This is a genomic window from Microlunatus phosphovorus NM-1, from assembly GCF_000270245.1.
Classification (GTDB): domain Bacteria; phylum Actinomycetota; class Actinomycetes; order Propionibacteriales; family Propionibacteriaceae; genus Microlunatus; species Microlunatus phosphovorus.
Map to the genome: position 1 here is coordinate 2991614 of NC_015635.1, position 19769 is coordinate 3011382.

20 protein-coding genes are annotated in these 19769 nt (G+C 65.6%); 8 read left to right on the forward strand and 12 right to left on the reverse strand.

Going from position 1 to position 19769, the window contains the following annotated elements:
* The first annotated feature begins 19 nt into the window (after positions 1-19).
* Positions 20-1051 (forward strand): SGNH/GDSL hydrolase family protein, encoded by a 1032-nt coding sequence (locus MLP_RS26425; protein WP_013863656.1) that lies wholly within the window; start codon positions 20-22, stop codon positions 1049-1051.
* 25 nt (positions 1052-1076) lie between these two features.
* Here the strand turns inward: MLP_RS26425 and MLP_RS26430 are convergent, their stop codons facing one another.
* Entirely contained in the window at positions 1077-1424 is a 348-nt protein-coding gene (locus tag MLP_RS26430) for a hypothetical protein (protein ID WP_013863657.1), read from the reverse strand.
* Positions 1425-1596: 172 nt separating this feature from the next.
* Between MLP_RS26430 and MLP_RS13435 the strand changes: the two genes are divergently transcribed.
* Complete coding sequence (locus MLP_RS13435; RefSeq protein ID WP_083844023.1) at positions 1597-2319, forward strand: RNA polymerase sigma factor; 723 nt, start codon at positions 1597-1599, stop codon at positions 2317-2319.
* A 158-nt stretch (positions 2320-2477) separates the two neighbouring features.
* On the opposite strand, the gene MLP_RS13440 is transcribed toward MLP_RS13435, so the two are convergent.
* Positions 2478-6335: an efflux RND transporter permease subunit gene (locus MLP_RS13440; RefSeq protein WP_013863660.1), complete on the reverse strand. Its 3858-nt coding sequence runs from the start codon at positions 6333-6335 to the stop codon at positions 2478-2480.
* 98 nt (positions 6336-6433) lie between these two features.
* On the opposite strand from MLP_RS13440, the gene MLP_RS13445 reads away from it, so the two are divergent.
* A complete protein-coding gene (locus MLP_RS13445) occupies positions 6434-6904 on the forward strand; it encodes a MarR family winged helix-turn-helix transcriptional regulator (protein ID WP_013863661.1) in 471 nt (156 codons plus the stop codon).
* A 91-nt stretch (positions 6905-6995) separates the two neighbouring features.
* Positions 6996-8279, forward strand: a complete 1284-nt coding sequence (locus tag MLP_RS13450) for a purple acid phosphatase family protein (RefSeq protein WP_013863662.1) — start codon at positions 6996-6998, stop codon at positions 8277-8279.
* Positions 8280-8285: 6 nt separating this feature from the next.
* Here MLP_RS13450 and MLP_RS13455 read toward each other — a convergent pair whose 3' ends face one another.
* A complete protein-coding gene (locus MLP_RS13455) occupies positions 8286-8906 on the reverse strand; it encodes an L-threonylcarbamoyladenylate synthase (RefSeq protein WP_013863663.1) in 621 nt (206 codons plus the stop codon).
* Between the two features lie 86 nt (positions 8907-8992).
* On the opposite strand from MLP_RS13455, the gene MLP_RS13460 reads away from it, so the two are divergent.
* On the forward strand, positions 8993-10213 hold the full coding sequence (locus MLP_RS13460; protein WP_013863664.1) for a pyrophosphate--fructose-6-phosphate 1-phosphotransferase: 1221 nt from the start codon (positions 8993-8995) through the stop codon (positions 10211-10213).
* Here MLP_RS13460 and MLP_RS13465 read toward each other — a convergent pair.
* A complete protein-coding gene (locus tag MLP_RS13465) occupies positions 10188-11351 on the reverse strand; it encodes a YihY/virulence factor BrkB family protein (protein ID WP_013863665.1) in 1164 nt (387 codons plus the stop codon). The genes MLP_RS13460 and MLP_RS13465 overlap by 26 nt on opposite strands.
* A 71-nt stretch (positions 11352-11422) precedes the next feature.
* On the opposite strand from MLP_RS13465, the gene MLP_RS13470 reads away from it, so the two are divergent.
* From MLP_RS13470 to MLP_RS13480, 3 genes are all read left to right on the forward strand, one after another.
* Positions 11423-11722, forward strand: a complete 300-nt coding sequence (locus MLP_RS13470; protein WP_013863666.1) for a 4a-hydroxytetrahydrobiopterin dehydratase — start codon at positions 11423-11425, stop codon at positions 11720-11722.
* A 62-nt stretch (positions 11723-11784) separates the two neighbouring features.
* Positions 11785-12510, forward strand: coding sequence for an HAD family hydrolase (locus tag MLP_RS26435; RefSeq protein ID WP_013863667.1), 726 nt, complete (start codon positions 11785-11787; stop codon positions 12508-12510).
* Between the two features lie 287 nt (positions 12511-12797).
* Positions 12798-13334, forward strand: coding sequence for a mycothiol transferase (locus MLP_RS13480; RefSeq protein WP_041792318.1), 537 nt, complete (start codon positions 12798-12800; stop codon positions 13332-13334).
* A 29-nt stretch (positions 13335-13363) separates the two neighbouring features.
* Here the strand turns inward: MLP_RS13480 and MLP_RS13485 are convergent, their stop codons facing one another.
* From MLP_RS13485 to MLP_RS13520, 8 genes are all read right to left on the reverse strand, one after another.
* Positions 13364-13906, reverse strand: a complete 543-nt coding sequence (locus tag MLP_RS13485; RefSeq protein WP_013863670.1) for a DUF3574 domain-containing protein — start codon at positions 13904-13906, stop codon at positions 13364-13366.
* 207 nt (positions 13907-14113) lie between these two features.
* Positions 14114-14938, reverse strand: coding sequence for a phosphotransferase enzyme family protein (locus MLP_RS13490; protein WP_013863671.1), 825 nt, complete (start codon positions 14936-14938; stop codon positions 14114-14116).
* Between the two features lie 76 nt (positions 14939-15014).
* Complete coding sequence (locus tag MLP_RS29240; RefSeq protein ID WP_269453360.1) at positions 15015-15137, reverse strand: hypothetical protein; 123 nt, start codon at positions 15135-15137, stop codon at positions 15015-15017.
* 26 nt (positions 15138-15163) lie between these two features.
* Positions 15164-15979: an ABC transporter permease gene (locus MLP_RS13495; protein ID WP_013863672.1), complete on the reverse strand. Its 816-nt coding sequence runs from the start codon at positions 15977-15979 to the stop codon at positions 15164-15166.
* Between the two features lie 5 nt (positions 15980-15984).
* The gene (locus MLP_RS28975) at positions 15985-17853 is read right to left on the reverse strand and encodes an ATP-binding cassette domain-containing protein (protein WP_013863673.1); all 1869 of its coding nucleotides are present in this window, start codon (positions 17851-17853) and stop codon (positions 15985-15987) included.
* 53 nt (positions 17854-17906) lie between these two features.
* Positions 17907-18638 (reverse strand): MerR family transcriptional regulator, encoded by a 732-nt coding sequence (locus MLP_RS26440; RefSeq protein ID WP_013863674.1) that lies wholly within the window; start codon positions 18636-18638, stop codon positions 17907-17909.
* Positions 18639-18808: 170 nt separating this feature from the next.
* Entirely contained in the window at positions 18809-19042 is a 234-nt protein-coding gene (locus MLP_RS13515) for a hypothetical protein (RefSeq protein WP_013863675.1), read from the reverse strand.
* Positions 19039-19692, reverse strand: a complete 654-nt coding sequence (locus MLP_RS13520; RefSeq protein WP_041790054.1) for an RNA polymerase sigma factor — start codon at positions 19690-19692, stop codon at positions 19039-19041. Before MLP_RS13520 ends, MLP_RS13515 begins: the two co-directional genes overlap by 4 nt.
* Between the last annotated feature and the right edge of the window lie 77 nt (positions 19693-19769).

Here is a 19769-nt window from a genome sequence, read left to right on the forward strand (position 1 = left end):
CCCGGGAAGGACTCCGATTGTGACCGCCGTACGTCGTCGCCCGCTGTTCCGTCGGTCCGCAGCCGCGCTGGTGGCCACCCTGGCAGTCACCGCCGGCACGGCCCTCCTAGAGCAGCCGGCGGAGGCGCATCCGAAACCACCACATTCGACATCACCGGGCCACCACAAAGTGTCGGGGTATGTCGCGCTCGGCGACTCATATGCCTCGGGTGAGGGTCTGGCGCCCTTCGTGGAGGGCACGGACGGCCCCGGCGAGTGCCACCGCTCGGCGAGCCAGAGCTACCCGGTCCGGTTGACCGACTCGAGGAAGCGTGCTTTCGACGACCTGACGTCCGTGGCGTGCTCCGGTGCGGTCATCGCGGATCTGGTGGCGACTCGACCCAACACCACCAGGGCTCCCCAGCTGGCGGCGCTGAACCGCAAGACCGAGACCGTCACGCTCACCATAGGCGGCAACGACGCCGGCTTTCGGCTGATCTTCGGAGACTGCGTCTACACCCCCGCCCCAGAGCTCGCACCGGTGGTGCCAGGCAGCCCGGGCTGTGCGGCCCGCGACGACCTGGTCGTCAGCACTCGGATCGCCGCGCTCACCGGCGGCCGGAATGCGCCGGACCTGCCGGACGTCTATCCGCTCCCCGATGCACTCCGCGCCATCGCCGCCGCCGCGCCGCGCGCCAAGATCTACGTCACCGGCTATCCGAAGATCTTCGGCGCCAAGATCACCAACCCACTGGGCTGCCAGGTCAGCGATCAGGCACCGCTGTTCGTCACCGCGAGCGACGCCGCCTGGGTCCGTAGCAAGGCCATGCAGCTCAACAAGGGCATCGCCTCGGCCGTGACCAAGGCGCGACGCACTGGTGTGAACGCCCACTACGTCGACGTCGCCGGTACCTTCCGCGGTCACAACCTGTGCGACAGGAAGTCCCCGTGGCTGAACGGGGTCGTGCTCAACCCGACCAACCCGCCCTCGTTCTCGCAAGCGTCCTTCCACCCCACCGCGCGCGGTCAGCAGGCCTTCGCCCACTCGCTGCCGACCAAGTCCCGCCGCTAGCCCAGTCCCCACTGACCACGCGTGGTCACCCCAGGACAAGCCTGTCGCCGGTTGGTGCCGCGAGAGTGTGCCGCGGGCTGTCGGGACCGAAATACCCGTACTCGGTCTGCACGACCACCACTTTGTCGGCGTAAGCGGACATGATCAGCACCGGCACCAGTTCCCCGCTCTCGAGCCGGAGATCCCATCGCTCACTCAGGCACGACAGTCCACGGTGCTCCAGAACCTCGATCGCGTCACCCATCGTGCAGGCCGCCGCCAGCGGATAGCCGAAGAGCGTCCGGGGAACAACGGCAGGGTCGGCCCCGTCAAGGTAACCGACCAACTCGCCGTCGCTCGCCCGATAGTGCGGGATCCAGGTGCTTGGAATCACCGGTCAAGTAGACCGTCCGGGGCCGGAACACTGCCACCGGATTTTCTGCCTGCCGTCCGACGAGAGCTCTTCCGCGAGAAGTGGTCGGATCTCAGATCCACCATCCCGCCGACGTAGTGTCCGACCGCACCAGCTGTAACGCTTGCTGCCGCCCAAGCGAAGAATGTTCGTGATGACGGAATCGGCCAGATCGGCCAGCCAGCCGCGGGACGTGTCGAGGATCGCCACCGAGCCCGAGGAGTTCGAGCGCTTCTATCGTGAGCATCTCGATCTCGTACGGGCGTACTTGGCTCGCCGGGTGGACGATCCTTTCGATGTCGCGGATCTGACGGCGGACATCTTCCTCCGTGCCATCGCCGGCTCGCAGACCTACCGCCGAGACCTCGGCCCGCCGCGGGCATGGCTGATTGGGATCGCCCGCAACACTCTTGGCGACCATCGACGCTCCCGCGCCCGAGGCGCTGCCGCAGTCCAGCGGCTCGGTGCGCGCCGCATGCTCGATGCCGACGCAACCGAGCGGATAGTCGAACGCGTTGCGGCCGAATCCGAGGCGAGGGCGCTGCTCGCCGCGATCGCCGAGCTACCCGCTTCCCTCCAGAGCGTCGTCGAACTCATCGCCGTAGACGACCTGTCCCCTGCCGAAGCCGCGCGGGTGCTCGGCATCAGCCCGGGCGCAGCCCGCGTCCGCTATCACCGCGCTCGCGGAGCGCGGAATACCCGCGGACATCACCTATCTGCCGGCGGGCAAGCAGTGTGCCCCCAATCGGTACACGGCCGTCTCCGGTCCCGGACTGATGCTCGGCGTCGGGCAGAACATGTTCGAGGTCACGATCCCGGCGGGGGCCGTCGGCAAAGGCGACACATTCGTCATGTCGGCATCGGTGGTGCCGATTGAGAACGGAGTGACCGCCTCGGTGGAATTCGACATCGCCCATGGACCCGTGAAGCCCTGCCGAGTCGTCGACGCATCGTAAGAGTTTGGCTGGACAGAGTGCTTGCCCTAGTTGCTGGCTCATCCCCGACATCGGGGGTTGAGCCAGCAACTTGATCAACTCAGGCGCTTGCCTGGCCCTCGGCAGCGGCCGCCTCGGCTTGGAGCCGTAGGCGCTTCTTCTCGCTGCGCCGTTCGACCAGCGAATAGAGCACCGGCACCAGCAGCAGAGTCAAGACCGTGGACGAGACCAGGCCACCGATCACCACGATCGCCAGCGACTGGCTGATGAACGCGCCGCCACCGGTCAGACCTAGCGACATCGGCACCAGCGCGAAGATCGTCGCGCAGGCGGTCATGATGATCGGTCTCAACCGCAACCGGGCGCCGTCGGTGATCGCCGTCTTCAGAGGCTCACCTCGGTCGCGATATTGGTTGATCAGGTCGATCAGCACGATCGCGTTGGTGACCACGATGCCGATCAGCATCAACAGGCCGACCATGGCGGGTACGCCTAGCGGGGTGTCGGTGATCAGCAAGGCGGCGATCGCGCCGGTCGCCGCGAACGGGATCGACACCATCAAGATCAACGGCTGGGCCAGACTGCGGAAGGTCCCGACCATGATCAAGAACACCAGCGCGATCGCGACCAGCATGGCCAAACCGAGTTGCGTGAAGGCCTCTTGCTGATCTGTCGCCGCGCCACCCAACTCCGCCGACACTCCCGACGGCAGATCATTCAGGCCGGCGAGTGTGCTGGTCACCTGAGTCGTCAGCGCACCGAGATCGGAGCCTGTCGGCGTCGCGGTGATGGTGACCGAAGGGTCGCCCTTGATCTGGACGACGGTGGTCGGTGCGAGCACCTTCTTCACCTCGGCGACGTGCTTCACACGGACTGCTCCGGCCCGGAGATCGGCGAGGTCCTTCTGATCCTCGGCCAGCGCCTTCTGATCGTCGGCGATCGACTCCTGCTCGTCGCTCAACTGCTGCGACTTCTGGCGCTGTTCGGCCGTCTCAGACTGCTGATCGCGCATCTGGTCGAGTTGCTCGTCGAGTTGGTCGATGCCGGAGTTGGACTGCTTGACAGCGGATTTGAGTTGGGTGATGCCGGCCTCGGCTTGACTGACGCCAGCAGTCGCTCCGGCCAATTGGCTCTGCCATATCTGCATGTCCTGGGCATACTTCAACTGTTGTTGCGTCACCAGCTGAGGCGGCGTGCTGGGATCAGGTATCGGCAGTTCCGGTTGCTGCTTCTTGATCTTAGCCAGGCTTTGCTCCGCCTTCTTGAGTCCCTTTCGTGCGTCGCTCAGCTGATCCTCGGCCTTGTTCCGTGCCTTCACCGCATCCGCACGCTGATCCCGAAGCTTGTCCAGCGCCTCCTGGGATGCATCATCAGCCTTGGCCTGCTGTTCATCGCTCATCGCCTTCTGCCGGTCGCCGAGTGCCTCCTGGCGGTCAGACAGCGCATCGGAGCGCTTCTCCAGCTCGTCCGAGGCCTTCTCCTGCGCCTTCTGCTGCTGGATCTGAGTGACGGGCAACAGCAGATTGCCGACATCCTTGGCGCTCGGGTCGGTGGCGCTCTGGGTCCGGATCCACACCTCATGCTGCTCGCCGGACAACGTGATGTCGCCAACCTTGGTGCCGCGCAGCGCGCTTGCGATCGCCTGACCGATCTCGGCTTGGGTGAAGCCGAGATCCGCCGCGGCCTTGCTGTCGATCTGCACTTCCAGCAGCTGACGCTCCTCGGCCAGGTTGCTGGTGACATCGGACAAGCCGGGGATCTTGCTGAGGGCGGCCTGCACCTGCTCAGCTCCCTTGCGCAGATCCTTGGTGTTCTCGCCCTTGACCGTCACGGTGATGTTGTTGTTCGTAGACCCGTTCTGAGCCTGAGTGACGGTGACCTTGCCTGCCCCCTTGCCGAGCTCGGCAAGCCGAGACTCCAGGTCCGGCTTCACTTGGTCCGCCGTCGCACCCTCGACCAGCTGCACGGTGATTTCCGCGGTGCTCGCACCCGTACCCACCGGTGAATAGATGCTGCCGCCGATCGTGACCAGATAGCTCTTCACGTGTGGATCGTCGGCCAGCACCGCCTCGACCTTCTTCGCGGCCGCACTCATCGTCGTCAGCCGCGTACCGGCGGGCAGTTCCTGCTGCAGGGTGAGCACGGTCTGATCGCTGACCGAGCCGATGAAGTCGGTCTTCAGCAGCGTCGTGGCGCCCATGGTGCCGACGAACACCAGCATTGCTGCAGCCAATGTCATCACCGGGTGGCGAAGTCCCCAGCCGAGCACCGGCAGGTACGCCTTCTGCAGGCGGGTGACCTTCGTCTCGTCGTCGGTGTGCTCAGTGGTGGTGCTGAAGTCGGTCTCCTCGTGGCCGGGCACCGCAGCCAGAGCAGTCCCGTCAGGCCCTACCGCGACCGCAGGTTCGCCTGCGGCCCCGGTGGCAGCACCCGCCGTTGCTGCCGCTGCCGCGGCTGCGGCAGCTGCCGCAGCCTTCTTCTTCCGCTTACCGCCACGCAGGAACCAGTACGCCAGCACCGGCACCACGGTCATGGACACCAGCAGCGACGCGCCCAGAGCGACAGCTACCGTGATCGCGAAGGGGCGGAACAGTTCGCCGGTGACGCCGGAGACGATAGCGACCGGAAGGAACACGGCGATGGTCGTCGCGGTCGACGCGGTGACCGCGCCGGCTACCTCCTTCACCGAAGCCACGATGTCCGCCGGGGTCAGCGCAGCATGGCCGGTGTCACGGCGTTTGATGTTCTCCAGCACCACGATCGAGTCGTCGACGACACGCCCGACCGCCACCGTCAGCGCCGCCAACGTGAAGATGTTCAGCGAATAGCCGCCCACCTGCAGCCCGATCAGGGCGATCAGCAGGGACAGCGGGATCGAGATCGCGGTGATCAGGGTCGAGCGAAGCGACCACAGGAACAGCAGGATCACGATCACCGCGAACAGCAGACCGAGCGCGCCTTCGACGGTGAGGTCATGGATCGACTGCTCGATCAGCGGAGCTTGATCGAAGACCGTGGAGAACTTCGCGTTGTGACCGATCGACTTCTCCAGGCCCGGGGTCGCATCGGCCACCGCGTGCGAGATCGCCACCGCGTCCGCATCGGAGTCCTTCAGCACCGACACCGATAGCGCCGGTCGGCCATCGGCACGGGCCAGCGAGGACGATGAGATCGACTCGATCTCGACGTCGGCGATCGCGGACAGCTTGATCGGCTTCTTGCTGGTTGGAATGGCCAGCGCCTTCACCTGCTTGACCGTGTCGGTGGAGGTGCCGACCTGCACCGCCATCTCCAACGTGTTGTCGTACGCCGTGCCGGCCGGGATCACCGTCAGCTGGGACTGCACCGTCTGGGTGACGGCCTGGGCGGTCAGGTCATGCTCGGTCAGGTCATCGGGGCGCAACGTGATGGTCAGCTGCGTCGTGCTCTCGCCGGTGACGTCGACCTGGCGGACGCCTTCGATCGCGCTCAGTTCGGGCACCGCGACGTTCTCCACCAAGCGGCCGGACTCGGCCAGCGGTAGGTCGGTCGAGACAGCCAGCAGCAGCACCGGGATGTCGTCGGTGCTACCGGTGACGACGTTGGTGTCCACATCGGTCGGCAGTGTGGACACCGAGTCCACGGCGTTGCGGATATTGCTGACGAGCTTGTCGTTGTCCAGCCCGTACTCCCACTGGACGCTGATCGTCGCCATCCCGTTGCTCGAGGTCGACGTCACGTCGGTGACCCCCGACACACCGCTCACCGCACGCTCGATCGGGGTGGAGACGTTCTCGGCGACAATCTGCGGAGTCGCGCCCGGGTAGGTCGCCGTCACGATCGCGGTCGGGATCTGCGTCGAGGGCAGCAACTCCTGCTTCAGCGACCTGGTGGCCAGCACCCCGAAGATGACGATCGCAATGGTGATCAGGCCGATGATGAGCCGATTGGCCAGACTGAGCCGGGTCAGGGACGTCACGAGATCACCATACGTCGGTCACAGCGAATCGTTAGCATCAGCCATATAATCAGGGCAACCCAGGGAAAACCCTGATCACGCCGTAAGAGGGACTGCAGATGACGACCAGCGCCGACGGTGATCGAGTCGCCCTGCTCACCCGGCTCGACCAGTTACACGCCTCATTCGATCGCCGAGCCGTCTCGTCGCTTGCCGAGCCGTTGATGTCGACTCCCTTGACCATGCAGCAGCTCAAGGTGCTCACGCTGATCGCCGCCGAGCGCGACCGGGCGACGGGACACGGCCTTGCCGAGACCTTGGGCGTGTCGGTAGCGACGATGTCGGGACTGGTCGACCGGCTGGTCGAGCACGGCATGGTCCGCCGCTCCGATGACCCCGACGATCGGCGCATTCGCCGACTCAGCGTCACTGATGCCGGCTCGTCCACGCTGCGCAGTCTGATCAGCTCCGGAAACCGGATGCCGCCGCAGGTGCTCGATCGGCTCTCCGACGACGACCTCCGTGCCCTGGTCCAGGGATTGGTGGCTTTGGACCGGGCGATGGCTGAGCTCAGCCAGCAGGCTAAATGAGGATCTTCTAACGTACGGTCGAGGTACGTGACAAATCCCGAGTCGGAAGTCAGGCTGGGTGTCGACTCGACGAACGATAGGTGAACACCACATGTCCCGGCGCTTTCCCCTCCGCCTTGGCGGCTGGCTGACCGCGGTGCTACTCGCTGTGGGGCTGTTGCTGGTCGGCCCGGTGCCGACCGCCAACGCCACGAGCAAGCCCACCTCGATCACGCTGACCCCGACTGCGGATCCGGCTCGCTCGCAGACCTTCACCTGGCGGATGACCAAGAACCGCTCCGGTCAGCAGGTCCAGGTCAAGGCGCCCAACGGCAAGGTCGCGAGCGTCTCCGCCACGTACAAGATGCGTGTCCAGAAGAAGTACGCCGGCATCAACGCGTACGCGTTCACCGCGACCGCGACCAAACTCAGTCCCGCCACGCGCTACACGTACCGGATCGTGACCTCGGGCGGCTCAACGGCGTGGAAGTCCTTCACCACCGCCAGGGCGAGCCTGGATCGCAGCTGGACGTTCCTGGCCTTCGGCGACACTCAAGTGGAGAACACGGGCGTACCGGAGAACATCATCGACACGGCGGTGGCCAAGAACTCGTCGGCGCCGTTGCTGTTGCACGCCGGCGACGTGGTCAACAAGCCGAACAGCATCACCCAGTGGCGCCAGTTCATGGCCGCCACCTATCCGACCCGGACCACCAAGAACTGGCTCATCTCGATTGGCAACCACGAGCAGTGCGTGCTGCTGAAGAAGTGCAGTTCGGGCAGCGGACAGGCCTTCCGCAGCTACTACACCTGGCCGCGCAACGGGGTCGCCAAGCAGGGTGCCACCTGGTACTACACCGACCATCAAGGCGTTCGGTTCATCGTCTTGGACACCTTCGACGGTGATCTCAAACGGCAGGCCGCGTTCCTGGAGACCGCGTTGAAGAGCAACAAGCAGCGCTGGACGGTGGTGCTCCAGCACGCCGGCCCGTTCGCCTCGCGACCGGATCGCAACAACAGCAAGATCCGCAGCGCTCTGCTGCCGCTCTACAACAAGTACAACGTCGACCTCGTCCTCTCCGGCCACGACCACTCCTATGACCGCGGCTACTACGGCTCGAACAAGAACTCGACCGTGTACGCGGTGTCGGTTTCCGGCAAGAAGTTCTACGACGCTTCTGCCAAGGACTGGAACCGCGGCGGGGCGACGCGGGTCGCCGGGGCGGTCCAGACCGCGACGTACCAGACGGTCACCGTCAGCAAGGATTCGCTGGTCTACCGCGCGGTCGTCGGTTACAAGGGCAAGGGATCGTCCACCTCGAAGAAAGTCGGCCAGGTCCTTGACCAGGTGACGATCACCAAGAACGCGGCCGGGAAGTCCAAGAAGGTGCGCTGACCAGGCTCACTCGAACCGGCTGGGGTCGCCGGCGCCGACCCGGAGCACCTCCGGCGCCCCAGTGGAAAAGTCAACCACCGTGGTCGGCACCTCGCCACAGTCACCGGAATCCAGCACGGCGTCGACCAGGTGGTCCAGCCGGTCCTTGATCTCCCAGCCCTGGGTCATCGGCTCCTCGTCGCCGGGCAGCAGCAACGTGCTGGACAGCAGCGGCTCACCCATGGCCTCGACCAGGGCGCGGGTGGTCTTGTGGTCAGGGATCCGCACGCCGACCGTCCGCTTCTTCGGGTGGAGCATCCGGCGCGGCACCTCCCGGGTGGCCGGCAGGATGAAGGTGTACGGCCCAGGCGTCGCTCCTCGGATCGCCCGGAACACAGCAGTGTCGAGATGGACGAACTGGCCCAGCTGAGCGAAATCGCTGCAGACCAGGGTGAAGTGATGGTGCTTGTCCAAGTCGCGGATGCTGCGGATGCGCTCGATCCCGTCGGCATTGCCCAGCTGGATGCCGAGAGCGAAGCACGAGTCCGTTGGATAGGCGACCAATGCGTCGTCGTGGAGCAGATCGACCACCTTGGCGATGGTCCGCGGCTGAGGGTTGTCGGGATGGACATCGAAATAGCGCGCCATCTTCGGGAGCCTAGCGGCTTCTCAGCCGTGCGCGACGCCGCGGACGAACACGATTCCCGACGTCGGTGTCGGATAGGTTTGACAGCATGGTTTCCAAGGTCGCACTGCTCACTGCCGGTGGATTCGCACCATGCCTGTCCTCGGCCATCGGCGGGCTGATCCAGCGCTACACCGCGCTCGCCCCCGACATCGAGATCATCGCCTATCGATACGGCTATCAGGGTCTGCTGTCCGGCGACTACCTCACCGTGACGCCCGAGGTTCGCGCCCACGCCGATGTCCTGCACCGGTTCGGCGGCTCCCCGATCGGCAACTCGCGGGTCAAGCTGACCAACGCCAAGGATCTGGTCAAACGTGGCCTGGTCGCCGAGGGCGTCGACCCGCTGAAGGCGGCCGCCGACCGCTTGACCGCGGATGGTGTGGACGTGCTGCACACCATCGGCGGGGACGACACCAACACCACTGCCGCCGATCTCGCGGCGTACCTGCATGAGAACGGCTACGAGTTGACCGTCGTCGGCCTGCCGAAGACCATCGACAACGACGTGATCCCGATCCGCCAGTCACTCGGTGCCTGGACCGCGGCCGAGCAGGGCGCGCGGTTCGCCCAGAACATCATCGGCGAGCACAACTCCGGCTCCCGGATGCTGATCGTGCACGAGGTGATGGGCCGGCACTGCGGCTGGCTGACCGCCGCGACCGCGCGGGCGTACCGGGCCTGGCTCGACACCCAGGAGTGGGTGCCAGGCATCGGGCTCTCCCGGGACGCCTGGGACGTACACGGCGTGTACGTGCCGGAGGCACACCTCGATCTGGCCGCCGAGTCGGATCGGCTGGCACGAGTGATGGACGAGATCGGCTCGGTGAACCTCTTCATTTCCGAGGGCGCGGGTCTGGACACCATCGTCGCTGAGTTGGAGGAGTCCGGCGAGGAGGTCGTTCGTGATCCGTTTGGACACGTGAAGATCGACAAGCTCAACCCCGGCGCCTGGTTCGCCAAGAAGTTCGCCGAGCGGCTGGGCGCGGAGAAGGTGATGGTGCAGAAGTCGGGCTACTTCTCGCGCGCGGCCAGGGCCAACTTGGCCGATCTCGAACTGATCCGCTCGATGACCGAGTTGGCTGTCGACTGCGCGCTGCGCGGCGAGGCAGGGGTGATCGGGCACGACGAGGAGCAGGGCGACGTGCTGCGGGCCATCGAGTTCTCCCGGATCAAGGGCGGCAAGCCCTTCGACATCGACGAGCCGTGGTTCGTCGAGTTGCTGGCCGGCATCGGCCAGCCGGTCACCGAGAAGATCGCCGCCCACTGAGAAGTCGGCCGAGCGCGCCGACGATCCAGGCGAGCACCGCCCCCAGCCCCAGACCGGTGGCGGTGCCGGTCAGCCAGCCAACCCCGAGGCCGAGTCGAACCGAGCGCGCCGCCGTTTCCTCGGTCACCATCGGCGGTCCCTCCTCGGCTGGCTTGGGCGGGGTGATGGCGAACCGGACCCGGCTCTCATCCAGGTCGATGAAGGCCGGTTCCTCGCAGGTCGCGATCCAGGCGGCGACGATCAAGATCAGCTGAGCGAAGAGGTTGAAGAAGAGCATCAGCGCGATCACCGGCCCGAAGACGGCAACGGCCGTGTTCCCCGAGATGGCGCCGATGATCAATGCCGTGCCGTACTGCAGGACGAACAGTCCGATGGCACCGAACAGTGCCCCGATCCTGATGTAGCGCCAGCCCTCTCGCTGCCGCGGGACGACCAGGTAGATGTAGCAGAAGGTCAGCCAGCCGGCGACCAGCGACAGGAACGGCGCGAGGATGCGCAGCATCGCCGAGGTGAACCAGGTGTCGCCGAACCCCAGCCAGGTGGCGATCTGCTGGGCGAGGTTGGTGGAGATGGTGGCCAGGCCGAAGGTGATGCCGATGGCCAGCAGCAGGCCGGCCATTCGGACCAGATTGACCGCCACCTTGATCACGTACGGGGTGGTGTCCCGCTCGGCATCGAAGTCGATCCGCCATTGGGCGTCGATGGCATTGCGGAGGTGGCCCATCCAAGCCGCGCCGCTGTAAAGGCCGGTGATCAGTCCCACGCTCCCGATCGAGGTGTAGTTCTGCAGCGTGCTCAGCACGAAAGACTCGATCCGAGCCAAGGACTCCGAGTCCACCCCGTGGAGCTGGTCGGTGACCAGCTCGGACACTTTGGTGATCAGGTCCGGTCGCAGCTCGACCAGGAAGAAGCCGAGGATCGAGAAGGCGACCATCAGCACCGGCACGATCGCCAGCACCGAGAAGTACGCGACGCCGGCGCCGAACTGAAAACCGAAGCGACCGTTGTAGCGCTGGATGGCCCGTTGGATGTGGGCGATCCACCCGATCTGCAGGATCCGTTGAACTCGGGTCTGGACCGGCTGGGCACGCGAGCGTAGCCGCTCGGTCCGCTCCCGGACCCGATCCGTCACCGTCACGCTGGCAACCTACCGAAGTCCGACCCCCGATCGGCGTTGACACGGGCGAGCAGGCGTCGTTGGCTGGAGGCATGACTCGCCTGACCGCAGCCGAGATCGCCACCGGTCTCGAGGACCTACCCAACTGGACGCTGAGCGATGACCAGACCTCGATCTCGACGTCGTTCGAACTGGCCGACTTCGTCGCGGCCCTCGATCTGGTCAACCAGATCGGCCACGAGGCCGAACAGCGCAATCATCATCCCGACATCGACATCCGCTGGAACACCGTGACCCTGGTGCTGTCCACCCATTCCGCGGGCGGACTGACTCACAAGGACCTGGAGTTGGCCCGTCAGATCAACGAGCTAATGGGACTCGAGGAGGAGTAGCCGACCCTTGGGCACACCGACTTGGCCGCACTCGATCCCGTCCCCGATCGCTTGGATCCCTCATGGATGAGGGCGGCTCACCCGCCGAGTGGAGAGCCGTCCTGTTCTGGGATTTCGACGGCACGTTGGCGGTTCGCGAAGGGCGCTGGTCCGGCGCGCTCGTCGATGCAGTACGCCGAGTAGACCCACACATCCTTCTCCACGCCGACCAGTTGCGACCACTGTTGCAGAACGGGTTCCCATGGCATCAACCCGACGTCGTCGTCGAGGTCACCACATCAGCCGCCTGGTGGGCGCGACTCCGACCAGTGGTCATGAACGCCTACCTGGCCGCCGGGATCACCCAGCAGGTCGCCAACGCTGCCGCCGACCTGCTGCCGGCGACGTACTACCGCCCCGATGCGTGGTGCGTACTCCCCGACGCCGCGAGTGCACTGGAACGCGCGCAACGCGGCGGCTACCGCAATGTCATTGTGAGCAATCACGCTCCGGAGTTGCCCGAACTCGTGCGTGACCTCGGATTGTCGCGGCCGGTGGAGCTGACCATCACCAGCGCTGCGATCGGCGCAGAGAAGCCCAACCCGCTCATCTTCAGACGCGCCATTGATCTCGCCCGTGCTTGGGTGGACCGCTCCTGGATGATCGGCGACAATCCAGTGGCCGACATCGCTGGAGCCGAAGCCGTGGGATTGCGCGCGGCCTTGGTCACGCCCACACGTCCGGAGTCTGCCACCAGGGGGCTGCTGACAACGGTCGAGCTGATCGTCGCGTCAAACAGACACTTCTAGCGCGAAGGAAGTCACGTGCCGATGGTCATTTGCGCGAGAAGGGCCTGATCCAACGTGTTCCGAAAACCACATCGAACGGGCAGTCGGCTGGTCGGCTGGAGCCTCGGCTTCGTCGCGGCGCTGGTCGCGTCGGGTTGCTCTGCCCAGCCCTCGGAAGAGACATCCACTCCGTCACAGAGTCCGCTCGCGACAAGGGCTGTTGGACCGTCCGGGTCACCCGAAATGGCGAGTCTGCCGAGGCCGGAGTCATCGTCACTTAACGACTTGTGGCGGCGATACCGTTCGGCATGGACTACACCGATCTCCCTCTCGCGGACTGCCAGCAAGGAAGCGAGGGTGAGTTGCTGCTGTTCGCACTGGACCGGGTCCATAAACAGTTCGCCTGGAAGACGGGCGGACTGGATGCGGAGCAGCTTGGCCGTCGACATCCGCCGTCCACCATGACACTCGCCGGGCTGATCAAACACCTGGCATTGGTCGAGCTGACCTGGACTGCCCGCGCCCTTGGCGAAAGCCCCGGGCCACCAGCGGACGAAGTGGACAGGTCTGCCGACCCGGAGTGGGAGTGGCGTACCGCCGTGACTGATGGACCGGAGGTGCTCTATGACCTTTGGTATCGAACGGCGGCTCGCACCCGGCAAATCTGGGGACAGATCGTGGCCGACGATCGTCTCGACGCCACGGTCCCGTGGGGCAGCGACGACTACGTGGTCAACCTACGCCGAGTGCTCGTGGACATTCTCGAGGAGAATCTGCTGCACACCGGGCATGCGTCGATGCTTCGCGAGGCCGTCGACGGACTGATCGGCAACGACCCACCGTAGATAGGGTCCGACCTTATGGATGACCCAGTTCAGAAGTCGACCAGCTCCACGCTGTCGGCCCGCAGCACCGACTCCTGATCGAAGGCTTTCTCGTAGATGTCGCGGATCTCCTCGATCATGACCGTGCTCGGCCCGGCGTCGGCGATCGGGTAGAGCAGAACGATCACCTTGGACTGCTCCTTGACGATCCGGCCACTGGAGTCGCGGAACTGCCCGGAGGCGTCGTACTGGGTGAGACCGTCGGGGAACCGCGGCGTCACCACTCGGTCGACGAATGCCTTGAACTGTCGGTCTGTGACATCGGGGCCTGGCTTCTCAGTACCGAAGAAGAGTTCCGTACGAGCAAAGCGCTCGCCGATCGGCGGTGCGCTGGTCGGGGCGATGGTCGGGACAGCGGTACCGGCCGGAGCGAGAGCCGTCATGGTCGGCTCGGGTCGCACACGTGACGAGTCGTCGGCGGCCGCGATGACGGCCGTCCCGGCCAGACCAGTGGCGACAAGGGCCGCGGTGGCCATGCCGATGGCCGCGCGATGGCCGGCGCGGGTGCGTGGTTGAGGGGTACTGGTGGGCATGGTGAGTGCTCCTGGTGTATTGGGTGGCGGGTGAGTCAGGTGGCTCGAGTTCAGGGTCCGCTAGAAGCCGCCGACCGGCATCAGTAGCCGCTACCGAGATCTGACTCCGGACGTGCTGAGAGGCGGTTCTCATCCCAGGACGCTGACTCGCAGCGAGAACGTGGCCCTCGGCCCGAGTTATCCCCAATGACGGAGATGATCCTTCAGCTAACAACCATTCGGGGACTTGTCCGGCACGGGTTCCATCAAGGCGCGGTGCTCCACCGACCAGGCCAAATGCCGCTCGCTCGTCTCCAGGAAGCCCTCGGCGACCCAGGTGCGCTGCGGCTCCACACCCCGCGCGGCCAGGCTGCGCAGCTCGTCAGCCGTCGCGCGCCGACGAGCCAGGATCGTGTCCACGATTGCGGGTGGGTCGATCCCGTATGCGTCGAGGAAGACCCGGATGCGCATGCGACGATCGGGCGGTGTGTCGAAACCGTGCCAGCGCACGCTGTCCTCGTCACCGCGAAACGGCGCAAGGTAGTCCAGCGCGTACGCGATGTCGTCAAGGGCGGGAGCAGGTCGCGCGAGATCCCAGTCGATGAGGCCGACTGCCTGGCCGTCGCGCCACACCATGTTCCAAGGCCCGGGGTCGCCGTGGCATACCGTGCCGGAGGGGTCTGCGGCCGGCGGGAACGCCCAAACCGCGTCTGCCGGCGGAGTCCACGACCAGGTGGCCTCATGAACCTGCCGCAGCAGTCGCGCAGCCGAGCGCAGCCCCTCGTCTGTTGCCTGCAGCCGCCAGGCGTCCGCGCCCGAGACACCGGGCACGAAGCGCACCGTCTCGACACCGATCGCGGCGCCGTCCGACGCGGGTGCCGTGGTGTCCAGGGCGACGGGCTCGGGGACGACGAATCCGGCGGCGTGCAGGTGCCGGAGCAGGTCGTGCACCGTTGCGGTCCACGGATAGGCCGGGCGGCGGACCAGCCCGCCGTCGATCCGGACCCGGTCGCTCGTCACGACCTCCCGCCGGCGTCCACCAGTGCCTGACATGTCTCAGTCCGTCGTTCCGGATGCCGCGCGCTTCAGCCCCAGCACGTCGACGAACTGCTCTGTACGGACCATCACCTCATCCAACCAGAGCCCCTGGTCTGGCCCGCCCGACGATCACCTTGCGGCACTCCGGCACCGACCCGACCAGCTCCCCCATCCGCTCGTCGAACGGCAGCGCATGGAGCAGGACGAACCTCATCGCCGGATCGTAACGACGAATGCCACTCAGTGTCCGGTGCTGGCGTAGTGCCGGATCTGGCTCCGCCAGCAGCCATAGGACGCAGCAAAGAGCAGGACGCCGACCAGCGGGGCAAGGATCGCGAGCCACGGCAGCAGCAGCTCATCGGTCCGTCCGAGCAGCATCGTGGCAGGAAAGTAGGCGATGAAGGCCAGCGGGAAGACGAAGGTCAGCCCGAGCTGCACGGACACCGGAAAGATCTTGAGCGGATAGCCGCCGAGGGTCGACAGCAGCTGATCGATCGCGTCGGACAGCGCGTACGTCGTGGTCTGCCGGAAAGCGAGCGCCGAAGCCGCAAGATGCATGGCCGCCTCGACCAGCGCGGCGCCGAGAAGAGCGAGCACGAGATAGGCCAGCGCCGGAGCAGTCCAAGCCACGTCGACGTGAGTGGCACCGACGACGATGAGGGCAATGCCGCAGACCAGGTCGCCCAGGACCGTCAGACTGAATCTCCTGGTCAGCAGCTGGATGAGCGGATTCACCGGCCTAGTGAGATAGCGGTCGAACTCGCCTTCGCGGACGACCTCGGTGATGCGACCCATCAGTTGGGCGAAACCGAAGGTGAAGACGCCATGGGCACCCAGCCGGAGCCCGTACAGCAGCGCCAGCTCGGCCAGACCCCAGCCGCCGATGTCGCCGAAGCGGTCGACAACCACCCAGACGAACGCGAACCCGGCACCCTGATAGGCGATCGCCCCGATCAACTCGATGATCAGGTTGGCCCGGTACTGGCCCTGGGCGCGCATCGACGCGACGAGCAGAACCCGATACATCCGGACTTGACGGCGGAGTCGCTTGAGCACCTGGATCAGCCGCCCTGGACGACGACGCGATTGAGAACTCGACCCCAGCTGAGCCGAAGCGCGACGCCCAGGACAACCGCCCAGGCGGCGGCGATGCCGAGCGCCTGCCACATCGCTGAGCCCTGAAGCACACCCAGGTAGATGGCGACCGGGCTGAAGGTCGTGGCCTGGAACGGAAACAGTCCCGCGACGACCCGCAGCCAGTCAGGCATGAACCACAGCGGCACCAAAGAGCCAGACAGGAATCGAGAGACCAAGGTGAACGACAAGTAGATGCCGGTCACCTCCAACGACCAGAAGGAGGTCATGTCGAGCAGCAGCACCAGCTGCACCGAGATGACGGTGGCCAACACCAGCGCGACCAGGTAGGCCACCAACGCACCTGCCGAGGCCGGTGCCACGACACCTCCGAATGCCATGGCGATCAGCAGTGCGGCCAGGGCAAACGGTAGGCATCCGGCGATGGTGCCGACCCGGCCCATGGTGACCTGCCAGAGCAGATCAAGTGGTCGCGCGAGGTCGGTGCCGATGCGGCCCTCACGGACGCGTTGCTGCAGCGAATAGACCCCCCAGTGGTTCAGTGCCCAGAACTGCGCCGTGGACAAGGTCACGTAAGCAAGCTGGACGGGTAGCGAGATCTCCCCCACCCCACCGGACCCATCGACGACCGAGTCGCCGGCATACACCCAGGTCCACACCATCTGCAGCGCGAAGATCTGCACCAGCAGTACGCCGGCCGAGATCAGCAATCCAGATCGGTACACCCATAGACTGCGACCAGCCAGAACTGCGATCACGACGCTGGCACGAAACCGTGACCGCCAACTGACCCGGCCGGTCCGTACGACAGTGCCTCTCATGCGACATCGGGACCGGATGCGTCGCCAGCGGCATAGATCTGCCGCAGCACACCCTCGAGGTCGGGATCGACGATAGACAGGTCGGAGACCTCGTAGTCCGCCAGCACGGCGCCGACGACGGCAGCGACCGGCTGCTGGTCGGGGTTTGAAGCGCAGCCATACCTTGCCGTCCTCGACGCGGGCAACGTCGGTGCCGAGCACCGTCAAGTCGCGAGCCTGGGTGGGATCGCTGGGCTGGACGACGACGTCCCGATACGGGGCGTACCGGGTCTTCAAGGTGGCGAGATCGCCGTCGTAGACGACCTGACCGTGGTCGATCAGGATCAGGCGAGTGGCCAGTCGTTCGAGGTCATCGAGGTCATGGGTGGTCAAGATGATCGTCGTCCGCCGCGCGCTGTTGAGCTCGGCGAGAAAGGCCCGGATCGCCTCCTTGGCCAGCACGTCCAGTCCGATGGTCGGCTCGTCGAGATAGAGCACGGCCGGCTCGTACAGCATGGCCGCAGCCAGATCTGCTCGCATCCGCTGACCCAGCGACAACTGGCGTACCGGTGTCGCCAGGAACTCAGCCATCCCGAGCAGCTCGGTGAACATCGCCAGATTGGCGTCGAACATCGCGGCCGGGACCTCGTAGAGCTCCTTCACCAGCCGAAACGACTCGATCACCGGCAGGTCCCACCACAGCTGTGAGCGTTGGCCGAACACGACCCCGATCTGGCGTGCGTTGCGCTCCCGGTCCTGCCACGGAGTCAGCCCGGCGATCTCGACTGTCCCGGACGTCGGAACCATGATCCCGGTCAGCATCTTGATCGTGGTCGACTTCCCGGCGCCGTTCGGACCGAGGTAGCCGACCAGTTCGCCGGGCTCGATGTCGAACGACACATCCTCGACCGCCGACACCACACTGTGTTGTCGAGTGAGCAAGGTGCGCAACCCACCCAGCGGGCCCTCGAACCGACGCGGTCTGCGGAACTCCTTGCTCAGGTTCCGCACCCGGATCACTGCTTCATCCGACATGGTCGAGGAGGCTAGCGATGGGCACCGACAGGCGTCGGCTCATTTTCGCGCCGTCAACCCTGGTACAGCCAGACCCAGTTGCCGTCCGGATCTGTCACCGCGCTGGACCTGGGCATGTCCTCCTGCTCGGCCGGAGCGACCGCCTCGACACCGCCGGCCCGCAACGCGCGCCGATGTGCCCCGTCGAGATCGGGAACGAGGAAGCCGATCGTGCTGGGTCCTGGACGGTCGAAGCTGGACTCGTCGAGGAAGAACAGCAAGAAGAACCCTGGCTGCCCGTAGTCACCGAACTGGTACGCGCTGTCGTCCCTGTCGCGGGTGTGGCGGACGACCCGTTGCACCAAACCGAAGGCTTCCTCGTAGAAGCGCTCAGCTCGCGCCTTGTCGCTCACGCCGAGCTTGATCTGCACCGGCGTGATGGTCGTGGCGATCGTAGGCATCCGGATCCCTTCGGTGGCGTAGGCGGAGCATTGAGCGATCTGACGGTCGAGGTGATGGCGCTGCCTGATCAGCCGGTCGTTCTGATCGGCGAGCAGCGCGCGGGCCTGGACGGAGTCGGGGTCGGCGACGACGGTCCTGGCAGCGGCGAGCGAGACACCGAGCCACCGCAGGTCGGCGATCAGACGAGCCGTGGTCAACTGGTCCGGCGAATATCGCCGGTAGCCGGTCCGGGGGTCCACGTGGGCCGGCGCCAGCAGCCCGATCGCGTCATAGTGCCGCAGGGTGTGCTCGCTGAGCCCGGACAGCTTCGCGAAGGCTCCCACGGGGACAAGATCGTCGTTCACCCTTCGAGCATGGGGCTTCGGGTAGCTCGAAGGTCAAGGGCTGAACATCAAAGGGACATGAGTGAGCCGGTCCGGGCTTCGCTTTCGCGCTGAAGAGGCCGGCGCTCAAGTGTCGTCGCTTCATTGATGCTGGCCGGTCTCGGAAGCACGGATTGCACGCAACGGGCGTTTTATCCGGCGCGACCCGAGAGCAGATCCATGAGCGCTTCTGCTTCTTCCGCGCACGCGGCACACGCGCTCAGGTGCACTTGCATCGAGACATCCCGGTATGTCGGATCTTGGCGGAGTCGTTCGACGTAGATGTCCAGTTGGTCGAAGCACTCGTCGCAGGACAGATAGGGGCTGGTGTCCAGGAGCAAGCTGTCGAGGATCGCCGCCGGTAGGTTCACGCTGGGATCGGTCATGATGCGCTCCGGGTGGATGATCCGTCGAGGTAGCCGGCAATGATCAGGCCGGTGCGTAGTCGTTGTCGCGCGTCGTGCAGGGTCTTGTACAAGGCGTTGCGGTTGGTTCCGAGTCGTTCGGCCAGTACGTCGATGGGCACCTGCTCCACCAGGAGCGCGAGGGTGACCCGGCGTTGGTGCGGGGTCAGCCCACTAGCCACGAGGTCCCGAACAGCCCGCGACAGGTCGTTGGCCTGCACAATCGCCTCAGGAGAAGAGCCCGGATCGAACGAGTCCAGCGTGTCGGGAAGAGCCACCTCGCGGTGCCTCCAGGCCTGCCTACGCACGGCGACACCGGCGTGTAGGAGACCGAACTTGTAGACCCACGTGCTGAACCGACTGCGCCCCTCGAAGGTGTCGAGCTTGGCGAGAACTGCGATCAACGCGTCGTCTGCTGCCTGCTGAGCGAGATCCTCCAAGTCGCCCTCCCCGGCACCTGGCAGTTGATGACGCAGGCGCCAGACCTGATGCCTGGTGGAACGGACCAGCAGGTCGTGGAGATTCCGTTGAGCGACATGTCTTGACGGCCCACTGCCGTTGAGCTCGCTCACCCAAGACTCCTCCGGAGCCAGGTCTTCGAGCTCCGGAGTGGTCGGGTTCACGATGGCCATGATCCCATCCCGCTTGGCTCGATCGGGAAGGGCGCCAGAATCCTGGCGGCGAGATCGGGCGCGCATCCGTAGCTGGC

Bases quoted from the DNA above. Each gene is read 5' to 3' on its own strand.
- MLP_RS13435 (WP_083844023.1), top strand. From the start codon at position 1,597: ATGACGGAATCGGCCAGATCGGCCAGCCAGCCGCGGGACGTGTCGAGG.
- MLP_RS13445 (WP_013863661.1), top strand. From the start codon at position 6,434: ATGACGACCAGCGCCGACGGTGATCGAGTCGCCCTGCTCACCCGGCTC.
- MLP_RS13450 (WP_013863662.1), top strand. From the start codon at position 6,996: ATGTCCCGGCGCTTTCCCCTCCGCCTTGGCGGCTGGCTGACCGCGGTG.
- MLP_RS13455 (WP_013863663.1), bottom strand. From the start codon at position 8,906: ATGGCGCGCTATTTCGATGTCCATCCCGACAACCCTCAGCCGCGGACC.
- MLP_RS13460 (WP_013863664.1), top strand. From the start codon at position 8,993: ATGGTTTCCAAGGTCGCACTGCTCACTGCCGGTGGATTCGCACCATGC.
- MLP_RS13470 (WP_013863666.1), top strand. From the start codon at position 11,423: ATGACTCGCCTGACCGCAGCCGAGATCGCCACCGGTCTCGAGGACCTA.
- MLP_RS26435 (WP_013863667.1), top strand. From the start codon at position 11,785: ATGGATGAGGGCGGCTCACCCGCCGAGTGGAGAGCCGTCCTGTTCTGG.
- MLP_RS13480 (WP_041792318.1), top strand. From the start codon at position 12,798: ATGGACTACACCGATCTCCCTCTCGCGGACTGCCAGCAAGGAAGCGAG.
- MLP_RS13485 (WP_013863670.1), bottom strand. From the start codon at position 13,906: ATGCCCACCAGTACCCCTCAACCACGCACCCGCGCCGGCCATCGCGCG.
- MLP_RS13490 (WP_013863671.1), bottom strand. From the start codon at position 14,938: ATGTCAGGCACTGGTGGACGCCGGCGGGAGGTCGTGACGAGCGACCGG.
- MLP_RS29240 (WP_269453360.1), bottom strand. From the start codon at position 15,137: ATGAGGTTCGTCCTGCTCCATGCGCTGCCGTTCGACGAGCGGATGGGG.
- MLP_RS28975 (WP_013863673.1), bottom strand. From the start codon at position 17,853: ATGTCGGATGAAGCAGTGATCCGGGTGCGGAACCTGAGCAAGGAGTTC.
- MLP_RS13515 (WP_013863675.1), bottom strand. From the start codon at position 19,042: ATGACCGATCCCAGCGTGAACCTACCGGCGGCGATCCTCGACAGCTTG.
- MLP_RS13520 (WP_041790054.1), bottom strand. From the start codon at position 19,692: ATGGCCATCGTGAACCCGACCACTCCGGAGCTCGAAGACCTGGCTCCG.